This window comes from Rhodococcus spelaei (assembly GCF_006704125.1).
Taxonomy (GTDB): Bacteria; Actinomycetota; Actinomycetes; order Mycobacteriales; family Mycobacteriaceae; genus Rhodococcus_G; species Rhodococcus_G spelaei.
In genome coordinates, this window is the sequence record NZ_VIGH01000003.1 from 97,092 (window position 1) to 114,116 (window position 17,025).

The following is a 17,025-nucleotide window of genomic DNA, read 5'->3' on the forward strand; positions in this document are numbered from 1 at the left end:
GCAGCATGCAACCAACTGAGTATATAGTTGCGACTATCAACTAATGGAGGTGTGATGGTCAGTCCTGAAACCGCCACGAATCTGATCGACATCCTGCGTGGACTGGTTCGACAGGCTCGCGGGGTCGCCGTGCGGTCGCAGCATCTGGGAATGCTGCCGCCGCCGCTCGGGGCGTTGCTCGGGAACGTCGAGTGTTCTCAGGGGCATCGGCCCAGCGTGCTGGCGGAGGAGTTGCGGGTCACCCAGTCCGCGCTCAGCCGCCAGGTCTCGCATGCCGAGGCGCTCGGCTACGTCCAGCGCACGCCCGATCCGCTGGACCGGCGCGCGACCCTGCTCTCGCTCACCGAGTCGGGAGCCGAGGCGCTGCGGATCCATCGCGAAGCGCAGCTCGACTGGCTGCGGACGGCCATCGCCGACTGGAGCGAGGAGGAGGTGGCCGACCTCGCCGGCCGCCTCGACCGCCTGCGCTCCGCGCTCGACGCCGAGCCGGTTCCACTCACCGCGGCGTACTGAGCCGCCCCCACACCCCACCGGCCGGGTCGAACCCCGTCGCCGGCAGATCTGTTCTCGAGGAGTACCAACACATGAGTTCACCCGTGTCCCAGGACACTCCGCCAAATACCGAGGCGGAGGGACCCGGCCCGATGACGCACAAGCAGCGCATCGAGGCCCTCGTCGGCCTGCTGCTGGGCATGTTCGTCGCGTTCCTGTCGTCGACGATCGTCTCCAACGCGCTGCCGACCATCATCACCGAGTTGCACGGCACCCAGGACCAGTACACCTGGGTGGTCACCGCGACCCTTCTGGCCTCGACCGCGACCACCCCGATCTGGGGCAAGTTCGCCGACCTGGTCAGCAAGAAGCTGCTGATCCAGCTGTCCCTGCTGCTGTTCACCCTCGGCTCGGTGCTCGCCGGCCTCTCGACGTCGGTGCCGATGCTGATCGGGTTCCGCGCAGTCCAGGGCCTCGGCCTCGGCGGCCTGCAGGCGCTCGGCATCATCATCATCGCCGCGATGTTCAGCCCGCGTGAGCGCGGTCGGTACCAGGGCCCGATGGCCGCGGTGATGTCCGTCGCGACCGTCGCCGGTCCGCTGCTCGGCGGCCTCATCGTCGATACCAGCTGGCTCGGCTGGCGCTGGTGCTTCTTCGTCGGAGCGCCGCTCGCCGTGATCGCGCTGGTCGTCATCGGACGCACTCTGAACCTGCCGGTCGTCAAGCGGGACGTGAAGATCGACTACGCGGGCGCCACCCTGATCGCGGCAGGCGTGAGCGTGCTGCTGATCTGGGTCACCCTGGCGGGCAAGAACTTCGAGTGGGCCTCGGCCACCTCCTACGAGCTGGTCGCGGTTGGCGTCGTGCTGCTCGGCCTGGCGATCTTCGCCGAGACCAAGGCTGCGGACCCCGTGGTGCCGCTGCGGCTTTTCCGCGACCGCACCATGACGCTGGCGACCTTGGCCAGCATCGCCGTCGGTGTCGCGATGTTCGGTGGCGCGGTGTTCCTCGGTCAGTACTTCCAGATCGCGCGCGGCTACTCGCCGACCGCGGCCGGCCTGCTGACGCTGCCGATGGTGTTGGGTTCGATGATCTCCGCGACCCTGTCCGGCGCGCTGATCACCAAGTACGGCAAGTGGAAGAAGTTCCTGGTCGTCGGCGCGGTCGGAATGGCCGCCGGGTTCCTGCTCCTCGCCACCACGGACCACGCGACCAGCATGGTGCTGATCGGGGTCTACCTGTTCGTCCTCGGCGCCGGCATGGGTATGACCATGCAGAACCTGGTGCTCCCGGTGCAGAACAACGTCGCACCGTCCGACCTGGGTTCAGCCAGCGCGACCGTCGCGTTCTTCCGGTCGCTCGGCGGCGCCGCCGGCGTCTCGGTGCTGGGTGCGGTGCTGTCCTCGCACGTCACCGAACTGACCACCGAGGGCCTGGCCAACGCCGGTGTGGACATGAGCAAGGCGGGCGGATCCGGTGCCGGACTGTCGAACCTCAAGGAGCTGCCGGAGCAGATCGGCACCATCGTGCGTGCCTCGTACGGCGATGCCACCGGTCGGGTGTTCCTGATCTCCGGCATCATCGCCGCGCTCAGCCTGGTCGCGATCCTCTTCATTCGCGAGGTCGCACTCAAGGACAAGAGCGCGATGCAGCAGCTCGACGCCGAGCGGGCGGCGCGGGGCGCGGCCGAGGTGGCGGCGGTCTCAGGTGCGGTGATCGACAGCGAGATGATCGCCGAGGTCGACGAGATCGAGGACCGGGTGGAGGCATCTGCCCCGTCCGGCCGGCACGCGGCCCCTACCGGCAGGCACGCGGCGCCCGACCTCGACTGACGGCCGCGGCAGGTAGACAGGTGCCCGTCGGTTCCCGGTTCACACCGGAACCGACGGGCACCTTCTCGTCCGCGAGGTCGCCGCTAGAGCCCGGCCTCGTCGAGTGCGGCGTCCACCGCGTCGCGGACCTCGTCGAGGCTCTTGCCGGACGACAACTCGCGCGCGGTGAGCTCCTCGATCCGTGTCTCGACCTCCCGGTACCGGGCCAGCCAGCGTTCCTTGTCCGCCTGCCAGTAGCCCATCACGTCGAACCGGTCTGCGCCCCAGCCGAGTCCACGCCGCAGGTGGGAGCGGATCGCGCGGGAGGCGCCGGTCTCGCCTGCCGACCAGACGTACCCGGGCCCCGGGGGCAGCGCCAGCGTGGCCAAGTGGTGGGGCAGCACGCTCGGGCCGTGCCCGTTGCCGGTCCCGTGCAACCAGGTGACGGTCAGGTCGGCCGCCGTGCTCCAGCGCTGCTCGTCCCGGGCGTCGGGGACCTCGGCGACCAGGTGTGCCGCGGTCCCCGCGGGCAGGTTCTCGATGATCCGGCCCGCCGCGGGCAGTCCGGTCAGGTCCGCGAGTAGAAGGTGCCACTGCGCATCCGCCGGCGGGTGGTACCAGCCCTTGGCGCGGGACAGGCGCACCCGCGATCCGACGGTCGCCGCGCGCGCCCAGTCCGCGGCGGCACCGCCCGCATGGACCGCGAAGTCGATATCGAGGGTGCCGGCGGTCTCGTCCCAGCGCCGGACGGTGTAGCTGCGCCGGTGACCGTCGAACTCGACCAGCACCCGCTCGTCGGGGTCGCCGCTGGACGAGAAGTCGGTCAGGCCCGCACCGGCGAACCGGATACGGCGCAGGCTGGGGGACAGCGGCACGATCGCCACCGCGTCGGCGTTGAACTGGGGGTCGTCGGCGGTCGGCACCGCCCCACCTTAGGTGGCATCCGGCGCGGCGATGCACAACGCGGGCGAGGCGATCCACAGCACCGCGAAAATGTGAGCCGCGACACGCCGATCGAGGTGGCTTTTCGGCCCGGCTGGATGCTTACGACCTGGGAATTCCAGGGATGTGGTTCACAACATCTCGCGCCTTGCGGATATGTCGGCCACTAGGTGTAGTGTCTAGAACACCGAGAGGGCAGAGCCGGAACGGTCGAGAACTGCAGGCCCGAGCACTGTTCCAGTAGGTGAGATAGGCGTCACAGTTTCGTTGAGATTTCGCTGGTTGGCCAGTGAGTCGAGTCGGGCGGGGAAGCCCGAATGCGACAGCGAGACTGTTACACCGCGTTTGCTTCACAGTGTTGAGCTTTCACAGTGTTGAGGCAGTGCCGAGTCACCGCAGTACCGAGCGACACAGTTCACTGATCGGTTCCGTAAGCCAGGGGAGAGAGGGACTTAGATGAGCATCACCGTCTACACCAAGCCGGCGTGCGTTCAGTGCAATGCGACCTACAAGGCGCTCGACAAGGCCGGCATCGACTACGCGGTCGTCGACATCACCGAGGACGCGGAGGCCCGCGACTACGTCATGGCCCTCGGCTACCTGCAGGCGCCCGTCGTGGTGGCCGGCGACGATCACTGGTCGGGTTTCCGTCCGGACCGGATCAAGTCGCTCACCGTGAGCGCCGCCTGAAGAACTTACGGAGATGATCAGCCGTGACATCGGTGGTCTACTTCTCCAGCGCGTCGGAGAACACCCATCGCTTCGTTCAGAAGTTGGGTGTCCCGGCCACGCGAATCCCACTCCACGATCGCAACGGCACGTTCGAGGTCGATGAACCGTACGTCCTGATCCTGCCCACCTACGGTGGCGGGACGACCGTGACCGGCAGGGACACCCACTACGTCCCCAAGCAGGTCATCCGGTTCCTGAACAACGAACACAACCGAGCGCTGATCCGAGGGGTCATCGCGGCGGGCAATACGAATTTCGGTGAGTCGTACTGCTTTGCCGGAGACATCATTTCAAGGAAGTGTCAGGTCCCGTACCTGTACCGCTTCGAACTCATGGGCACCGCCGAGGACGTCTTCCGCGTTCGCGAGGGGCTGGAACAATTCATGGAGAGTGAACAGTGGCACCGACAATCACAGACGCAGCCCCGGCTGGGAGTGTAGAGCGCGCTGCGGCACGACCCGACGCGTCCGCGGGGGAGCTCGACTACCACGCGCTGAACGCGATGCTCAACCTGTACGGCCCCAACGGCGAGATCCAGTTCGACAAGGACCGCGAGGCCGCGAACCAGTACTTCCTCCAGCACGTCAACCAGAACACCGTCTTCTTCCACAACCAAGACGAGAAGCTGGACTACCTGGTCAAGGAGAACTACTACGAGCGTGAGGTTCTCGACCAGTACACCCGTAACTTCGTCAAGACGCTGATCGACCACGCGTACTCGAAGAAGTTCCGGTTCCCCACGTTCCTCGGCGCATTCAAGTACTACACCTCGTACACCCTCAAGACGTTCGACGGTAAGCGCTACCTCGAGCGGTTCGAGGACCGGGTCTGCATGGTCGCGCTGACCCTCGCCGCGGGCGATGAGGAGCTGGCCACCAAGCTGGTCGACGAGATCATCGCCGGCCGCTTCCAGCCGGCCACCCCGACGTTCCTCAACTCGGGCAAGAAGCAGCGCGGCGAGCCCGTGTCCTGCTTCCTGCTCCGCATCGAGGACAACATGGAGTCGATCGGTCGTTCCATCAACTCCGCACTGCAGCTGTCCAAGCGCGGCGGCGGAGTTGCGTTGTTGCTCAGCAACGTTCGCGAGCACGGCGCCCCGATCAAGCAGATCGAGAACCAGTCCTCGGGCGTCATCCCGATCATGAAGCTGCTCGAGGACTCCTTCTCCTACGCCAACCAGCTCGGCGCGCGTCAGGGCGCCGGCGCGGTCTACCTGCACGCGCACCACCCGGACATCTACCGCTTCCTCGACACCAAGCGCGAGAACGCGGACGAGAAGATCCGCATCAAGACGCTCTCGCTCGGAGTGGTCATCCCGGACATCACGTTCGAGCTGGCGAAGAAGAACGAGGACATGTACCTCTTCTCGCCGTACGACGTCGAGCGGATCTACGGGAAGCCGTTCGCGGACATCAACGTCACCGAGAAGTACTACGAGATGGTCGACGACAAGCGGATCCGCAAGTCGAAGATCAAGGCGCGCGAGTTCTTCCAGACCGTCGCCGAGCTGCAGTTCGAGTCAGGCTACCCGTACATCATGTACGAGGACACGGTGAACCGTGCCAACCCGATCGCGGGCAAGGTCACCCACTCGAACCTGTGCTCGGAGATCCTCCAGGTCTCGACGCCGTCGACCTTCAACGACGACCTGTCCTACAGCCACATAGGCAAGGACATCTCCTGCAACCTCGGTTCACTGAACATCGCCAAGGCGATGGACTCGCCGGACTTCGCGCAGACCATCGAGGTCTCCATTCGTGCGCTGACCGCGGTCGCCGACCAGACCTCCATCGACTCCGTCCCGTCGATCCGGAAGGCGAACGACGAGGGTCACGCCATCGGTCTCGGGCAGATGAACCTGCACGGCTACCTGGCCCGCGAACGGATCCACTACGGCTCCGACGAGGGCATCGACTTCACGAACATCTACTTCTACACCGTGGTGTTCCACGCGATCCGCGCGTCGAACGAGATCGCCAAGGAGCGCGGCACGTACTTCGCGGGCTTCCCGGAGTCGAAGTACGCCTCGGGGGAGTTCTTCGACAAGTACACCGACCGGGTGTGGGAGCCGGCGACCGAGCGGGTGAGCGCATTGTTCGCCGATGCGGGCGTGCACATCCCGACCCAGGACGACTGGCGTGAGCTGAAGGCGTCGGTGCAGCAGCACGGCATCTACAACCAGAACCTGCAGGCCGTCCCGCCGACCGGCTCGATCTCCTACATCAACAACTCCACCAGCTCCATCCACCCGGTGGCGTCGAAGATCGAGATCCGCAAGGAAGGCAAGATCGGTCGCGTCTACTACCCGGCGCCCTACCTGACCAACGACAACCTGGAGTACTACCAGGATGCCTACGAGATCGGGTACGAGAAGATCATCGACACCTACGCCGCGGCCACCCAGCACGTGGACCAGGGCCTGTCGCTGACGCTGTTCTTCAAGGACACCGCCACCACCCGCGATATCAACAAGGCGCAGATCTACGCGTGGCGCAAGGGCATCAAGACGCTGTACTACATCCGGCTGCGGCAGATGGCCCTCGAGGGTACTGAGGTTGAGGGTTGCGTCTCGTGCATGCTGTGAGGCCTGCCAACGGTATTTCGAACGGAATGAGGACATCGTGAGCCAGAAGATCAAGCTGATTGATCGCGTGTCGGCGATCAACTGGAACCGCGTCCCCGACGAGAAGGACGCGGAGGTGTGGGACCGCCTCACCGGCAACTTCTGGCTGCCGGAGAAGGTCCCGGTGTCCAACGACATCCCTTCCTGGAACACGCTGACCGCGCACGAGCAGCAGCTGACGATGCGGGTGTTCACCGGCCTGACGCTGCTAGACACCATCCAGGGCACCGTCGGCGCCGTCAGCCTCATCCCGGACGCGCTGACCCCGCACGAGGAGGCGGTGTACACCAACATCGCGTTCATGGAGTCGGTGCACGCCAAGAGCTACAGTTCGATCTTCTCGACGCTGTGCAGCACCCGCGACATCGACGACGCGTTCCGCTGGTCGGAGGAGAACCCGAACCTGCAGCGCAAGGCCGAGATCGTGCTCGAGTACTACAACGGTGACTCGCCGCTGAAGCGGAAGGTCGCCTCGACGCTGCTCGAGTCGTTCCTGTTCTACTCGGGCTTCTACCTGCCGATGTACTGGTCCTCGCGGGCCAAGCTCACCAACACCGCGGACCTGATCCGGCTGATCATCCGCGACGAGGCGGTGCACGGCTACTACATCGGCTACAAGTACCAGAAGGGCCTCGAGCAGCTCACCGCCGCCGAGCGCGAGGAACTCAAGGACTACACCTTCGAGCTGCTCTTCGAGCTCTACGACAACGAGGTCGAGTACACCCAGGACCTCTACGACGAGGTCGGGCTCACCGAGGACGTCAAGAAGTTCTTGCGGTACAACGCCAACAAGGCGCTGATGAACCTCGGCTACGAGGGCCTGTTCCCGAAGGACGAGACCGACGTGAACCCGGCGATCCTGTCGGCGCTGTCCCCGAACGCCGACGAGAACCACGACTTCTTCTCCGGCTCGGGTTCGAGCTACGTGATCGGCAAGGCCGTCAACACCGAAGACGAGGACTGGGACTTCTAACCCGCCCCGCTCGGGACTTCTAGAGCGCGCCGCACAGCTGGTGAAGGGAACCATCATTCGGTCTGACCGAATGATGGTTCCCTTCACCCGTATGGGGAACAGGGCTAGCGTCGAGGGCGTCCGATGTCACCTCAGGTGAGGAGACGGCGATGAGCGGCAAAGTGGTGCACTTCGAGGTCCCGTTCGGCGACGGGGACCGAGCGAGAGAGTTCTACAAGCAGGCGTTCGGTTGGGCGGTCACGGAGATGCCGCAGATGGGCTACACGATCGTCTCGACCGGTCCGGCGGCGGAGTCGGGGATGCCCGCGGAACCCGGATACATCGGCGGCGGCATGTTCGAGCGCGGCACGGACACCCCACAGGGTCCGGTGATCACGGTCGACGTGCCCAGTATCAACGCCGCACTGGCGAAGATCGAGTTGTTGGGCGGACAGACGATTCAGGCGAAACAGCCGGTCGGAGAGATGGGATTCGCGGCCTACTTCAAGGACACCGAGGGCAACATCATGGGCCTGTGGGAGCTGGCGGGCGGCTGAACCAGGCCTCTGCCTCGCCGCGCAATGCCTTCTCGATGCGCTGGGTGGAGCTAGCGGTGAGGTCGCCGGGCAAAGCGTCCGGCGCGAACCACCCGACCTCGAGGTTCTCCTCGTCGGCGGCGCGGGCCTCGCCGGCGACCGCCCGCGCGAGGAAACAGACGTCGAGATAGCTCGCGACGTGAGCGCGGAGGTCGGTGACGAATCGGGGGACGGGCATTCAGTACCGGAAGGTGACCGGCGCGGCCTGCTGACCGGAGTACGGCAGCAGGATGCTCGGCTGCAGCGGAGCCGCGAACCTGGCGGGTACGTCGGTGAACTCGGTGGCCCCGGCCTTCGCCGGTGTGTCCAACTGCGCGAACCGGATCCGGTTCATCCTGTCGGTGCCGACCATGTTGCCGTCCGAGGTCTCCGCGGACAGGAACGTGCCCTCCGGGGTGAACTCCACCCACGGGTTCGCCAGGGCGATCTCGGCGAGGTGGAATCGGGTGTAGGACACCACGGTTCCGCGATAGCGCACGGTACCGAGTCCGGTCGACGGGTCGACCTCGTCCGCGTCCAGCTCGAAGGTCAGCCTGCCGTCACCGCGGACCGTCGCGCCGTCGCTGCCTGCGACCGAGCCCTGCGTGGTGCGCTTGACGAGATCCTTGTAGCCGGGTGCGAAGGCCCACAACAGATCCTGCGTGGGAGTCGCCGGGGCATTCGGTCCGGGGGAGGGGTCGAAGTTCACCGGGACGGACAGTTCCTCGGCCGCGTTGACCGCCTCCGCGGCGGCGTAGGTGTAGACGCCGTAGGCGGCGTCCGCCGGCACCGTCGCGGGCTTCTTGACGGTGAGTGTCGCGGTGAAGGAGCCGTCTCCGGCGAGTGGAACCCACTGCTGCCGGATCGTGCGCCGGAAGTCGAACGGCGCGTCCGGTACCCGGTTCAGGGCATCCTCGGACATCACCCACGCCGTGGCGGAACGCTGCTGCCCGACCCGCGACTCGGCGGGCGCGTCCTGGGACGGTCGCCACTGCGGGGCGAACGCACCGAACGCCACGAAGGTGCCGTGCGGGACGCCGGGCGGCACCGGGACGGGCAGCCCGCCGGTGTTGGCGTTCGGATCGAAACCGGTGCCGTGCACGACGATTCGGTCGCCCTCATGGACGGCACTGGTGCCGAGCGGGGTGGTGCCGTCGGCCGCGAACAACTCGATGCGGGCCGATGCGGCCGTCCCGGCGGCGGGAGCAGCGGCGGCCGGGCCGGCCACTGCGACCGATCCGATCAGTGCCGCACTGAGTGAGCCGAGCAGTACGCGAACACGAAGTGACATGGTGGTCCTCGTTCGAAGGTCGGTGAAACTAGTTGGTGTAGCCGTTGAGTGAGGCCTTCAGGTCGTTGAGGATTCCGCCGGCCGCAATCACACCGATCCCGGTCATCCAGATCTCGTCGTCCACCTTGAACACTCGCTTGTCCTTGACCGCGCCGAGTCCCTGCCACAGGCCGCCGTCCATCACCTTGACGCCCTGACCCTGCGCCTCGTCGCCGTAGAAGCTGACGTAGATCACGTCGCCCTCGGCCTTGGACAACTCCTCCTCGCTGATCTCGGCGAACCGCCGGTCTTTCGCGCCCTCGAGCCGCTGGAAGGGGGGACGCTGCACGCCCGCGTCGGTGAGAACCTGGCCGGAGAAGCTGTCCGGTCCGTAGATCCGGATGACGCCGGGCATGAATCGCACGACCGACGCCTGGGTTTCCGACGAGTTCAGGGACTTCCCGGTCTCGGTGGCCTCGCTCTTGTAAGCGTCGAGCGACTGGCGCGCGCTGGCCCCGCGGCCGAGCGCGGTGCCGTCGAGCACCATGTTTTCCTTCCACGTGGTGCCCACCTTCTCGGTGAAGGTGGTCGGCGCGATGGCGCTGAGCTGCTGGTAGAGCTCGGGGGTGCGGAACTTCGAGCCGAGGATGAGGTCCGGGTGCAGCGTCGCGATCTTCTCGATGTCAGGCTGCTGCAACGTGCCGACGGGCTCCACCCCGGCGATCTTCGCGCCGAGGTACTTCGGCTGCGACCCGACCGCGCCGGTCACCGCGGCGCCGACCAGGCGGTCCTGCAGGCCGAGCGCACACACGGTGTCGAGTTTGTCGGTGTCGAGGACGACGATCCGCTGCGGGTCGGCGGGGACCTCGGTCTCGCCCGCCGCGTGCACGATCTTGCGGACGGACCCGGTCACGCCCTCGGGGTCGACGGGAGCGGTTGGGCCGCAGACATTTTCGGTGTCGCGATCGTTGCCGAGTACGCCGGCGCCGGCCACGCTGGTGGTGCTGCGCGTGATGCTGCTCGCGGCGTTGTCGGTGGTCGATCCCCCACATGCGGCGAGCACCACGGCCGAGGCCGTGAGCAGGGCTGCGGGGGCGAGGCGGCGAATGAGCGCGGGCTTGCGCATGGGTGGATCCTCCTGACGAGTGGGGCGGTTCGAGACTAGACGCGGTGCGGGTCGACGCCGAAGGCCGCCGCGAGGTCGTCGAGGATGCCGTCGGCGCCCTGGACGCTCACCGCGGCCATCCAGATCGTGTCGTCCACATCGACCTTGCGGCCACCCAGACCGGCCCACATCGGGCTGGTCAGGAACGGCTTGGCGTGCTCGACGACCGAGTCGTCCGGCGAGTGGTACGTGCTGACCAGGATCAGATCGGCATCGGCCTGCGAGATCAGTTCCGGGCTGATGTCGTTCGCGATACTCGACGGCTTGGCCGGGTCGGGATCGGCGCTGGCGGGCCGGGCGATGCCGGCGTCGGCGAGCACGATCCCGCTGAACGAGGTGCTGCGGTAGATCCGTGCGGTGGGCTCGCCGGCGAAGCGCACCACGGAGACGGTCGGGCCGTCCGCCTCGGCGTTCACGTCCGCTCCGACCGCCGCAGCCCGCCGCTCGTAGGCGCCGATCTTGTCCGCGGCCAGGTCCTCCTTGCCGAGCGCGCGCCCGAGCAGCCGGTGATCCCGAGCAGGGCGACCGTCGCGCAGCTCGCGAGTGCGAACAGTGCCCTTCGAAAGATCACGGCAAACTCCAATCAATGCTTAGGTAAGCGAAACCTTAGCAAGGCTTGACTTCTTGTGGTCACCGCCTCCCGCCGGGCCGGGGAACGGCGCACAATGACGCGATGGCCGTGTCGATGCACACCGTGCTGGGAACCGCGCTCCGCGAGCTCCGCTTCCAGCCGACGGACAAGCGGATACGGGCGCTTCGCGGCGGTGCGGTGGTAGCCGACTCGACCCGGGCCGCCCTGGTGTGGGAGCCGCGCCGGGTCGTGCCCACGTACGCGGTGCCCGCCACCGACGTCCTCGGTGAGCTGCGACCCGTCCTCGATCCGCGGGTCGCTGCGCACACCTGCCCCGGCGCCGCCCTCAGTGTTGCCGTCGCGGGCGAGGTGCTGGCGGACGTGGCGTTCCGGCCCGCCGATCCGGAGCTGGCCGACATGGTGCTGCTGGACTTCGCCGCATTCGACTGGTCGGAGGAGGACGAGCCGGTGCTCGGGCACCCTCGCGATCCGTTCCACCGGGTCGACGTCCGCCGCAGTTCGCGGCGGGTCCGGATGGCGATCGGGAGCCTGGTGGTCGCCGAGTCGGACCGACCGTCGCTGGTGTTCGAGACCATGCTTCCGGTCACGCGGTTCTACCTGCCGCGCGAGGACGTCCGCGTGCCGTTGGCGCCCAGCGAGACCCGCACCTACTGTGCCTACAAGGGTGCGGCGTCGCACTTCTCGGTCGACGGCGTCGGTGAGGCCGGGATCGACGTCGCCTGGAGCTACGAGAGTCCACTCCCGGACTGTCCGCAGATCGCCGGACTGGTCGCCTTCTATCAAGAGCGAATCGACGTCAGCGTCGACGGAGTGCCGATCGAACGGCCCCGTACTCCCTGGTCAGGGAATGGCTGACGAGGATACGCGACACGAAGTACGACAGTGGGTAGGACCGACTCCGCGGATCGAGGGGGGACGGTCTACGATTCCTCAGAGCGCAAGCCATGAGGACGTTCGCCTCGCTGCCCGGGGCTGGATGTCCAGAGCGGAGCCTGCGGAGCGACCAAGGGCACATTCAGGAGGATCAGTGACTGCCGTAGCGCCCCAGCCAGTCCCCGAGATAGCGGCCAAGCGGCCCTACCCGGCGCGACTGGGACCCAAGGGCTCGTACATCTACAAGATGGTCACCACGACAGACCCCAAGGTGCTTGGGATCATGTACATGGTGACCGCGTTCGCGTTCTTCCTCATCGGCGGCCTGATGGCCCTGCTGATGCGCACGGAGCTCGCGGTCCCGGGCATGCAGTTCCTGTCGAACGAGCAGTTCAATCAGCTGTTCACCATGCACGGCACGATCATGCTGCTCATGTACGCGACGCCGATCGTCTTCGGCTTCGCGAACTACATCCTGCCGCTGCAGATCGGCGCCCCCGACGTCGCATTCCCCCGCTTGAATGCGTTCAGCTACTGGCTGTACCTGTTCGGTTCCACCATCGCGACCGCCGGCTTCATCACCCCCGGTGGCGCCGCTGACTTCGGTTGGACCGCGTACAGCCCCCTCACCGACGCCCTGCACTCGCCCGGTGTCGGCGCGGACCTGTGGATCCTGGGCCTCGGCGTCAGCGGCCTCGGCACCATCCTCGGTGGCGTCAACATGATCACCACGGTGATCTGCCTGCGCGCCCCCGGCATGACCATGTTCCGGATGCCGATCTTCACCTGGAACATTCTGGTCACCAGCGTCCTGATCCTGCTGGCCTTCCCGCTGCTCACCGCGGCGCTGCTGGGCCTGTTCGTGGACCGCCACTTCGGCGCGCACATCTTCGACCCGGCAAACGGCGGCGTCCTGCTCTGGCAGCACCTGTTCTGGTTCTTCGGCCACCCCGAGGTGTACATCATCGCGCTGCCGTTCTTCGGCATCGTCTCGGAGATCTTCCCGGTCTTCAGCCGGAAGCCGCTCTTCGGCTACAGCGGTCTGGTCTACGCGACGCTCGGTATCGCCGCGCTGTCCATCGCCGTGTGGGCGCACCACATGTACGCCACCGGCGCCGTGCTGCTGCCGTTCTTCTCCTTCATGACCTTCCTCATCGCGGTTCCGACCGGTGTGAAGTTCTTCAACTGGATCGGCACCATGTGGAAGGGGCAGGTGACCTTCGAGTCGCCGATGCTCTTCTCGGTCGGCTTCCTGGTCACCTTCCTGTTCGGCGGCCTGTCCGGCGTGCTGCTCGCCAGCCCGCCGATCGACTTCCACGTCACCGACACGTACTTCGTCGTCGCGCACTTCCACTACGTGCTCTTCGGCACCATCGTGTTCGCCACCTACGCCGGCATCTACTTCTGGTTCCCGAAGATGACCGGGCGCCTGATGGACGAGCGCCTCGGCAAGTGGCACTTCTGGACCACGTTCATCGGTTTCCACACCACGTTCCTGGTGCAGCACTGGCTCGGTAACGAGGGCATGCCCCGTCGCTACGCCGACTACCTGCCCTCGGACGGGTTCACCACGCTGAACACGATCTCCACGATCGGTGCGTTCATCCTCGGTGCCTCGACGCTGCCGTTCATCTGGAACGTCTTCAAGAGCTACCGCTACGGCGAGATCGTCACCGTCGACGACCCGTGGGGCTACGGCAACTCCCTGGAGTGGGCGACCAGCTGCCCGCCGCCGCGGCACAACTTCACCGAGCTGCCCCGGATCCGTTCGGAGCGCCCGGCGTTCGAGCTGCACTACCCGCACATGGTCGAGCGGATGCGCGCCGAGGCGCACGTCGGCCCCGGCCACGGCGACAAGTCGGCCAAGGTGCTCGAGGACGCGCACTAGTCACAACCGCACAGAAGGCCCCGCCCGAGCATCGGGCGGGGCCTTGTGTTTGGGAAATACTGTGGTTGGCACAATGGTTCGCAGACCCCGCGTCGGCATTCGCGGGATGGAGGGAGTTTCTCGGTGGCTTCAGACACCACGGTCCTGGTCACGGTGACAGGGCCGGACCGTCCCGGTGTGACGTCGGTTCTGCTGGCGGCGCTCGCGCGCCACGGCGTGAGTCTGCTCGACGTCGAGCAGGTGGTGATCCGGGGGCGGTTGACGCTGGGCGTGCTGGTGTCCAGCCCGTCGGACCCGGAGGCCCTGCAGGAGGCGCTCGAGGACGCGATGGCGACCGTCGGGATGACCGTCGACGTCGAGATCGGTTCCGACGCCGGTGCCAAGCCCGCCCCGTCCACTCACGCGGTCGTGGTGCTCGGCAGTCCCGTCACGGCCCGCGCGCTGCGCCAGATCGCGCGCGAACTGGCCAAGCAGGGCGCGAACATCGACTCCATCCGTGGCATCGCGGACTACCCGGTCACCGGTCTCGAACTGATGGTCACGGCCGCGGAGACCGGTGAGGATGCGAACGGAGCCCTGCGTACCTCTCTCGCGGAGGTCGCGTCCGCCGAGGCGGTGGACATCGCGGTCGAACGCGCCGGCCTGGCCCGGCGCGCCAAGCGTCTGATCGTCTTCGACGTGGACTCGACGCTCGTGCAGGGCGAGGTCATCGAGATGCTGGCGGCCCGGGCAGGCAAGGAGGACGAGGTGCGCGCGGTCACCGAGTCCGCGATGCGCGGCGAGATCGACTTCACCGAGTCGCTGCACCAGCGGGTCGCCGTACTCGCCGGGCTCGACGCCTCGGTGATCGACGAGGTCGGCCGCGACCTCGCACTGACCCCCGGCGCCCGCACCACCATCCGCACGCTGCGCAGGCTCGGCTTCCACTGCGGGGTCGTCTCCGGCGGTTTCCGTCAGGTCATCGAGGGACTCGCGCACGACCTGGAACTGGACTTCGTCGAGGCGAACACACTCGAGGTGGTCGACGGCAAGCTCACCGGTCGCGTGATCGGTGCGGTCGTCGACCGGGCCGCGAAGGCGGTCGCGCTGCGCAAGTTCGCCGCGCAGGTCGGGGTGCCGATGGAGCAGACCGTGGCGGTCGGCGACGGCGCCAACGACATCGACATGCTCAACGCCGCGGGCCTCGGCGTCGCGTTCAACGCGAAGCCCGCCCTGCGCGAGGTCGCGGACACGGCCCTGTCCCACCCCTTCCTCGACGCCGTTCTGTTCGTGCTCGGGGTGACCCGGGACGAGGTGGAGGCGGCCGACGCAGTGGACGGTCTGGTACGCCGGGTCCCGCTGTGACACAGGAGGTTCCGGACACGCGGCCAGGTGCCCGGTTCCGGGACCGTCACGCGGTCCTCGCCCGCGGATACGGCGACCGCCCCGACCCCGAGGACCCGTCGCTGGTGCTCGCGATGCCGCTGGTGTTGCACATCGCCAAGGCGGAGCCGCCCGCCCGCAGTGCGGTGCTGCAGGCCGCGGCGACGGCGACTGTCACGCTGTGCCTCGACGAGCGCGTCGGTACCGGCGAGGACGGCGAACCGGGGCCGTGGCGCGGCGACTACCTGGCCTGGACCGGTGCACGCATCCGCAAGGTCGCCCGTCGTGCCCGCGGCGCCCAGTGGCTGGCCGCGCAGGACGTGGACGGCGTCACCGTCGACGTGGACGGGGCGCAGGCGCGCGCCCTGGTGCCGGGTCCGGTCGGCGCCCTCGACCCGCGGATCCGCAGACTGCAGATCGGCGGCACCGACCTCGACCACGACAGTCCCGGCGACGTTGCGGACGGCGTGCCCGTGCTGTGGGTCGACGGCTCGCTCGGGATGACCGTCGGCAAGGCCGCCGCACAGGTCGGGCACGCGGCGATGATCCTCGCGGGCGCGATGACCACCGAGCAGGCCTGGCGCTGGGCCCACGACGACTTCCGGTGCGCCGTCCGCGACGCCGACCCGGACCGCTGGGCCGCACTCGTCGACGCGGTCGGCGCAGGCCGGGCGGTCGCGGTGCGCGACGCCGGCTTCACCGAGGTGGCGCCGGGCTCGACGACCGTTGTCGCCGAGCTGCCCGACTGACAGCCGATCAGCTGCTGAAGCGCCGGTCGACGGCCGCGCCGAAGTCCACCGTGCCCGGGATGTCGCCCGCCGCGGTGAACGCGTCCGCGATCTCCTGCTCCGAGGCCACGACCTGGTCGGTCAGCGCGATCGGCTGCTTGATGGACCGGGTCCAGGTGGTTCGCGAGGCGTCCGGACTGATCGAGGTCAGCTCCGCGTACTTCGTCGACCACTCGTCGAGGTTGTTCTGCGACCACGCCGTGGCCGCCGCGTAGCGCTGGAAGAAGTCCGCGATCGCGGCCGACTTCCCCGCATCCGCCAGGGCGCCCGTGGACGCGGCCCAGAAGTTGTACCCGTTGGCGGCCTGATCCGCCGTCGCGATCGCCCGGGCGCCCGACTCCTTCTCCGCGATCGCGGTGTACGGGTCCCAGGTGGCCCAGGCGTCCACGTCGCCCTTGGTCAGCGCGGTGTAGCCGTCCGCGGGGGAGATGAACACCGTCTCCACGTCGCCGCGTGACAGGCCGGCCTTCTTCAACTGCAGCAGCAGGTTCGCGTGGGCGGAGCTGCCCTTGAAGGTCGCGACCCGCTTGCCCTTCAGGTCCGCGACCGACTTGATCGGCGAATCCCTGCCGACGAGGATGGCGTCGCCCTTGCCGGTCGCCTCGAGGGCGCCGACGACCTTGATGTTCGCCTTGGACGCCGCCCCGAAGATCACTGGGGTGTTGCCGGTCTGCGCGAGATCGATGCCGCCCGCGCTCGCCGCCTCGACCAGTGGCAGTCCCGCTGTGAACGTGGAGAACTCGAGCTTGTACGGCAGCTTGCCGAGCTGTCCGGACGCCCGCAGCAGTACCTCGATCGAGATGGCCTTCTGGTCGCCGACCTTCAGCGTCACCGCCGACAGATCCACCGGACCGGTCGGAGCGGCGGCTGCCGGCGTCGAGTCGCCGCCGCTGCATGCACTCAGCATCAGGGAGGTGGCGGCGAGGACGGCGATCCCCGCGAGTCGGACACGGGACGAAC

The 17,025-nt window shown here is 67.4% G+C and carries 15 protein-coding genes and 2 pseudogenes; 11 read left to right on the forward strand and 6 right to left on the reverse strand.

Going from position 1 to position 17,025, the window contains the following annotated elements:
- Positions 1-54: 54 nt before the first annotated feature.
- Positions 55-513 carry a MarR family winged helix-turn-helix transcriptional regulator gene (locus FK531_RS07150; protein ID WP_142096994.1) on the forward strand — a complete coding sequence of 153 codons (459 nt, stop codon included), beginning with the start codon at positions 55-57 and terminating at the stop codon, positions 511-513.
- Positions 514-584: 71 nt separating this feature from the next.
- The gene (locus FK531_RS07155) at positions 585-2,324 is read left to right on the forward strand and encodes an MDR family MFS transporter (RefSeq protein ID WP_246097986.1); all 1,740 of its coding nucleotides are present in this window, start codon (positions 585-587) and stop codon (positions 2,322-2,324) included.
- Between the two features lie 83 nt (positions 2,325-2,407).
- Here FK531_RS07155 and FK531_RS07160 read toward each other — a convergent pair whose 3' ends face one another.
- Positions 2,408-3,226, reverse strand: coding sequence for a siderophore-interacting protein (locus FK531_RS07160; protein ID WP_246097987.1), 819 nt, complete (start codon positions 3,224-3,226; stop codon positions 2,408-2,410).
- A gap of 475 nt (positions 3,227-3,701) precedes the next feature.
- On the opposite strand from FK531_RS07160, the gene nrdH reads away from it, so the two are divergent.
- The 5 genes from nrdH (at position 3,702) to FK531_RS07185 (ending at position 8,109) form a co-directional block, all read left to right on the forward strand.
- The gene (gene nrdH / locus FK531_RS07165) at positions 3,702-3,935 is read left to right on the forward strand and encodes a glutaredoxin-like protein NrdH (RefSeq protein WP_142096997.1); all 234 of its coding nucleotides are present in this window, start codon (positions 3,702-3,704) and stop codon (positions 3,933-3,935) included.
- Between the two features lie 23 nt (positions 3,936-3,958).
- The gene (nrdI, locus tag FK531_RS07170) at positions 3,959-4,417 is read left to right on the forward strand and encodes a class Ib ribonucleoside-diphosphate reductase assembly flavoprotein NrdI (protein ID WP_142097000.1); all 459 of its coding nucleotides are present in this window, start codon (positions 3,959-3,961) and stop codon (positions 4,415-4,417) included.
- Positions 4,375-6,561, forward strand: a complete 2,187-nt coding sequence (gene nrdE, locus FK531_RS07175; RefSeq protein WP_142097003.1) for a class 1b ribonucleoside-diphosphate reductase subunit alpha — start codon at positions 4,375-4,377, stop codon at positions 6,559-6,561. Before nrdI ends, nrdE begins: the two co-directional genes overlap by 43 nt.
- 49 nt (positions 6,562-6,610) lie before the next feature.
- The gene (nrdF, locus tag FK531_RS07180; protein WP_142098139.1) at positions 6,611-7,573 is read left to right on the forward strand and encodes a class 1b ribonucleoside-diphosphate reductase subunit beta; all 963 of its coding nucleotides are present in this window, start codon (positions 6,611-6,613) and stop codon (positions 7,571-7,573) included.
- Positions 7,574-7,722: 149 nt separating this feature from the next.
- A complete protein-coding gene (locus FK531_RS07185; RefSeq protein WP_142097006.1) occupies positions 7,723-8,109 on the forward strand; it encodes a VOC family protein in 387 nt (128 codons plus the stop codon).
- Here FK531_RS07185 and FK531_RS07190 read toward each other — a convergent pair.
- The 4 genes and pseudogenes from FK531_RS07190 to FK531_RS07205 form a co-directional block, all read right to left on the reverse strand.
- Positions 8,078-8,287, reverse strand: a pseudogene (locus tag FK531_RS07190) (NUDIX hydrolase); the annotation flags it as partial. The gene FK531_RS07185 and the pseudogene FK531_RS07190 sit on opposite strands and share 32 nt — an antisense overlap.
- A gap of 39 nt (positions 8,288-8,326) precedes the next feature.
- Positions 8,327-9,418: an HtaA domain-containing protein gene (locus FK531_RS07195; protein WP_142097009.1), complete on the reverse strand. Its 1,092-nt coding sequence runs from the start codon at positions 9,416-9,418 to the stop codon at positions 8,327-8,329.
- 28 nt (positions 9,419-9,446) lie between these two features.
- The gene (locus FK531_RS07200; RefSeq protein ID WP_142097012.1) at positions 9,447-10,523 is read right to left on the reverse strand and encodes an ABC transporter substrate-binding protein; all 1,077 of its coding nucleotides are present in this window, start codon (positions 10,521-10,523) and stop codon (positions 9,447-9,449) included.
- Positions 10,524-10,558: 35 nt separating this feature from the next.
- Positions 10,559-11,068 (reverse strand): annotated as a pseudogene (locus tag FK531_RS07205) (ABC transporter substrate-binding protein); the annotation flags it as partial.
- A gap of 167 nt (positions 11,069-11,235) precedes the next feature.
- Between FK531_RS07205 and FK531_RS07210 the strand changes: the two are divergent.
- The 4 genes from FK531_RS07210 (at position 11,236) to FK531_RS07225 (ending at position 16,026) form a co-directional block, all read left to right on the forward strand.
- Positions 11,236-12,009, forward strand: coding sequence for a DUF427 domain-containing protein (locus tag FK531_RS07210; RefSeq protein WP_142097018.1), 774 nt, complete (start codon positions 11,236-11,238; stop codon positions 12,007-12,009).
- A 172-nt stretch (positions 12,010-12,181) separates the two neighbouring features.
- Entirely contained in the window at positions 12,182-13,915 is a 1,734-nt protein-coding gene (gene ctaD / locus FK531_RS07215) for an aa3-type cytochrome oxidase subunit I (RefSeq protein ID WP_142097021.1), read from the forward strand.
- A gap of 123 nt (positions 13,916-14,038) precedes the next feature.
- Positions 14,039-15,259 (forward strand): phosphoserine phosphatase SerB, encoded by a 1,221-nt coding sequence (serB, locus tag FK531_RS07220; RefSeq protein ID WP_142097024.1) that lies wholly within the window; start codon positions 14,039-14,041, stop codon positions 15,257-15,259.
- A complete protein-coding gene (locus FK531_RS07225; RefSeq protein ID WP_246097989.1) occupies positions 15,256-16,026 on the forward strand; it encodes a peptidyl-tRNA hydrolase in 771 nt (256 codons plus the stop codon). The genes serB and FK531_RS07225 overlap by 4 nt, the downstream gene beginning before the upstream one ends.
- Before the next feature lie 7 nt (positions 16,027-16,033).
- Here the strand turns inward: FK531_RS07225 and FK531_RS07230 are convergent, their stop codons facing one another.
- Positions 16,034-16,972, reverse strand: coding sequence for an ABC transporter substrate-binding protein (locus FK531_RS07230; RefSeq protein WP_142098145.1), 939 nt, complete (start codon positions 16,970-16,972; stop codon positions 16,034-16,036).
- Positions 16,973-17,025 lie beyond the last annotated feature (53 nt).

Coding starts and splice junctions, on each gene's coding strand:
- FK531_RS07150 (WP_142096994.1), top strand. CDS start 55: ATGGTCAGTCCTGAAACCGCCACGAATCTGATCGACATCCTGCGTGGA.
- FK531_RS07155 (WP_246097986.1), top strand. CDS start 585: ATGAGTTCACCCGTGTCCCAGGACACTCCGCCAAATACCGAGGCGGAG.
- nrdH (WP_142096997.1), top strand. CDS start 3,702: ATGAGCATCACCGTCTACACCAAGCCGGCGTGCGTTCAGTGCAATGCG.
- FK531_RS07185 (WP_142097006.1), top strand. CDS start 7,723: ATGAGCGGCAAAGTGGTGCACTTCGAGGTCCCGTTCGGCGACGGGGAC.
- FK531_RS07195 (WP_142097009.1), bottom strand. CDS start 9,418: ATGTCACTTCGTGTTCGCGTACTGCTCGGCTCACTCAGTGCGGCACTG.
- FK531_RS07200 (WP_142097012.1), bottom strand. CDS start 10,523: ATGCGCAAGCCCGCGCTCATTCGCCGCCTCGCCCCCGCAGCCCTGCTC.
- FK531_RS07210 (WP_142097018.1), top strand. CDS start 11,236: ATGGCCGTGTCGATGCACACCGTGCTGGGAACCGCGCTCCGCGAGCTC.
- FK531_RS07230 (WP_142098145.1), bottom strand. CDS start 16,972: ATGCTGAGTGCATGCAGCGGCGGCGACTCGACGCCGGCAGCCGCCGCT.